General features: G+C 70.0%; 4 protein-coding genes. All 4 read right to left on the bottom strand.

The features are described 5' to 3' along the window. Nucleotides 1-1,396, bottom strand: a 1,396-nt coding sequence (atpA, locus tag ACTIFU_RS16900) for a F0F1 ATP synthase subunit alpha (RefSeq protein WP_439579491.1), incomplete at its 3' end; no start/stop codon positions are given. Between the two features lies 1 nt (nucleotide 1,397). Next, nucleotides 1,398-2,039 carry an ATP synthase F1 subunit delta gene (gene atpH, locus ACTIFU_RS16895; protein WP_439579490.1) on the bottom strand — a complete coding sequence of 214 codons (642 nt, stop codon included), beginning with the start codon at nucleotides 2,037-2,039 and terminating at the stop codon, nucleotides 1,398-1,400. Between the two features lie 134 nt (nucleotides 2,040-2,173). Beyond that, a complete protein-coding gene (locus tag ACTIFU_RS16890) occupies nucleotides 2,174-2,674 on the bottom strand; it encodes a DUF4231 domain-containing protein (RefSeq protein WP_439579489.1) in 501 nt (166 codons plus the stop codon). Next, nucleotides 2,671-3,096, bottom strand: a 426-nt coding sequence (locus ACTIFU_RS16885) for a M20/M25/M40 family metallo-hydrolase (RefSeq protein ID WP_439579488.1), incomplete at its 5' end; no start/stop codon positions are given. The genes ACTIFU_RS16890 and ACTIFU_RS16885, both read right to left, overlap by 4 nt.

Below are 3,096 nucleotides of genomic sequence, written 5' to 3'. Positions count from 1 at the left end.
CGAACCGCCCCACGTCCTCGACCTTGATCGGGTCGAGATACCCGCGCGTGCCGGCGAAGATCGCCACCACCTGCTCCTCGACCGGGACGGGCTGGAACTGCGGCTGCTTGAGCAGCTCCGTCAGCCGTGCGCCGCGTGCGAGCAGGCGCTGTGTGGCAGCATCGAGGTCGGAAGCGAACTGCGCGAAGGCGGCCATCTCGCGGTACTGCGCGAGTTCGAGCTTGATGCGCCCTGCCACCTGCTTCATCGCCTTCACCTGGGCCGCCGAGCCGACGCGGCTGACCGAGATGCCGACGTTCACCGCCGGGCGAATGCCGCGATAGAACAGTTCGGTTTCCAGGAAGATCTGGCCGTCCGTGATCGAGATGACGTTGGTCGGAATGTAGGCTGACACGTCTCCCGCCTGGGTCTCGATCACCGGCAGCGCCGTGAGCGAGCCCGAGCCGTTGTCCGCGTTCATCTTGGCCGCGCGCTCGAGCAGGCGCGAGTGCAGGTAGAACACGTCGCCCGGATAGGCCTCACGACCCGGCGGGCGGCGCAGCAGCAGCGACATCTGGCGGTACGCGACGGCCTGCTTGGAGAGGTCGTCGTAGAAGATCACCGCGTGCATGCCGTTGTCGCGGAAGTACTCGCCCATCGCGCAGCCCGAATAAGGCGCAAGATACTGCAATGGCGCCGGCTCCGAGGCGGTGGCCGCGACGACGATGGAGTACTCCATCGCGCCATACTCCTCGAGTGTCTTGACGAGCTGCGCCACGGTGGAGCGCTTCTGCCCGATCGCGACATAGATGCAGTAGAGCTTTTGGCTTTCCTCGCCGGCCTCGTTGATCTTCCGCTGGTTGATGATCGTGTCGATGATCACCGCCGTCTTGCCGGTCTGGCGGTCGCCGATGATCAGCTCGCGCTGGCCCCGCCCGATCGGGATCAGCGCGTCGATCGCCTTGATGCCCGTCTGCATCGGCTCATGCACCGAGCGGCGGGGGATGATGCCCGGCGCCTTGACGTCGACGCGCCGACGCTCGGCCGCCTCGATCGGGCCCTTGCCGTCGATCGGGTTGCCAAGCGGATCGACCACGCGACCGAGCAGGCCCTTGCCGACCGGCACCTCGACGATCGCGCCGGTGCGCTTCACCGTGTCGCCTTCCCGGATCGCCCGGTCGTCGCCGAAGATCACCACGCCGACATTGTCGGTCTCGAGGTTGAGCGCCATGCCGCGCACGCCGGCACCGGGAAACTCGACCATCTCGCCGGCCATGACGGACGACAGACCGAACACGCGCGCGATGCCGTCGCCGACGCTCAGCACCTGGCCGACCTCGGCGACGTCGGCCTCGTCCTCGAAGTTGGCAATCTGCTGCTTCAGGATCTGCGAGATCTCGGCAGGACGGATCTCCATGTCAGGCGGCCCCCTTCATGGCATGGGCGAGCCGCTGCAGACGGCTCCTGATGGACGAATCGTAGAGGCGCGAGCCGAGCTTCAGCACGAGCCCCCCGAGGATGGCGGGATCGACCCGCTCGGTCAGGCGCACGCGGGCATGGCCCGCGCGGTTCAGCGAGGCGAGCAGCTGCGCGCGCTGGGTGTCGTCGAGCTTCACGGCCGAGACGACCTCGGCCCGCTCCTCACCGCGCCGCTCGGCATCGAGCGCACGGAACGCGGCGATGATGCGCGCGAGCAGCGCGGCACGGCGGTTGCGGATCACGACGCCGAGGAAGTTGCGCACCTCGCGCGGGACGCTGACGCCGGTGGCCTCGCTGTCGAGCACCGCGAGTACCGCCTTGAGCTGGGTATCGGCCTGGATCAGCGGGCTTTCGAGGGTGTGGCGGAAGCCGCGGTTCTGCTCGATCGCAGCGGCAACAGAATCGAGCCCCTGCGCGATCCGGTCATACACCCCGCTGTCGCCCTGCTCGAACTTCTCGCGCGCCAGCGCCATCAGCCCACCGGCGTAGCGCGCGGGAATGGCATCGACCGCGGCGCGGGCCTCGCGCGCCATCCTTAGCGCGGCGGCAATCTCGGCGACTTGCGGATTGGTCTCCGGCACGCGGACCCGGTCCCCGTTCTGATGCGGCGCGGCAGAGGCGCCGGCACGAAAAACACGTCCCGCGGGGCGAGCCCCCGCAGGCGCGGCGGGGGTTACCATAGCCCCTGTGGCGGCGCAACAGGCCCCCGGCCGCGTCAGCCGCGCGGCGCCGCGTCCGTCTCGTCGAGCCGCTTGCGGCTGCCGACCCAGTGCGTCAGTTCGTCCGCGACCAGGCGCTCGATGGAATCGGCCAGCGACGCATGTCGGTCGGGGCCGTCATACGGGGCGAGGCGGGCAAGGTAGCGCACGCGTTCGCGCTTCAGCGCCTCGGCCGTCGCCCGGTGCATAAGCCATTGCTGGTGATGCCGCCCGACCTGGAGCAGCCCCTCGAGCAGCACTGCCAGCGCGCCGGCGGTTGCCGCGACCCACGGGCTGCCGATCAGCGCGAACACCGGCACGAAGGCCGTGAGCGCGATCTGCACCCCCTTGAGCAGCCGATAGAGGAACTGGTTGGCGACGGCGCTTTCCTCGTACCACGCGCGCAGGTAGTCGAGCCGCGCCTGCACGACGCCCGCCGGATCCAGTCCGGCGTAGTCGGGCTCGGCGATGCGGCCGCCCGGCCTGATCCGATCGAACAGGCGCCGGAGCGCCGTCACGGCAGCGCGGCGACGCGCGCGGCGAGGCGCAGCAGCACGGGCGGCCCGGCCGCAAGATCGGCGACCGCGACGCGCTCGTGCGGCGTATGGGCGGTGTCCACGCCGCCCGGGCCGAGCACGATGCAGGGCGCGATCGCCTGCAGCTCAGAGGCGTCGGTGCCGTAGGGCGCGGTCTTGGCGGGCTTGCCGGTTTCGGCCACGGCGGCGGCGACCAGGGGATGGTCCTCAGGCAGCTGCGGCGGCGCGCCCTCGTGCCGCTCCTCGAGCTCGACACCGTTGCCCTCCGCTGCCTCGCGCACCGCGGCCACCACTGGTGCCGGATCGACATTGCGGCTGTAGCGGAACTTGATGTGGGCGGTCGCGCGCGCGACCGTCACGTTCGCTGCCGTGCCGTGGTTGTCGATCACGATGTTGAAGTCGCT

Source organism: Elioraea sp. (assembly GCF_051860475.1).
Taxonomy (GTDB): Bacteria; Pseudomonadota; Alphaproteobacteria; order Acetobacterales; family Acetobacteraceae; genus Elioraea.
The sequence above is the reverse complement of the archived record's forward strand: the minus strand, read 5'-3'. Positions and strand labels throughout refer to the sequence as shown.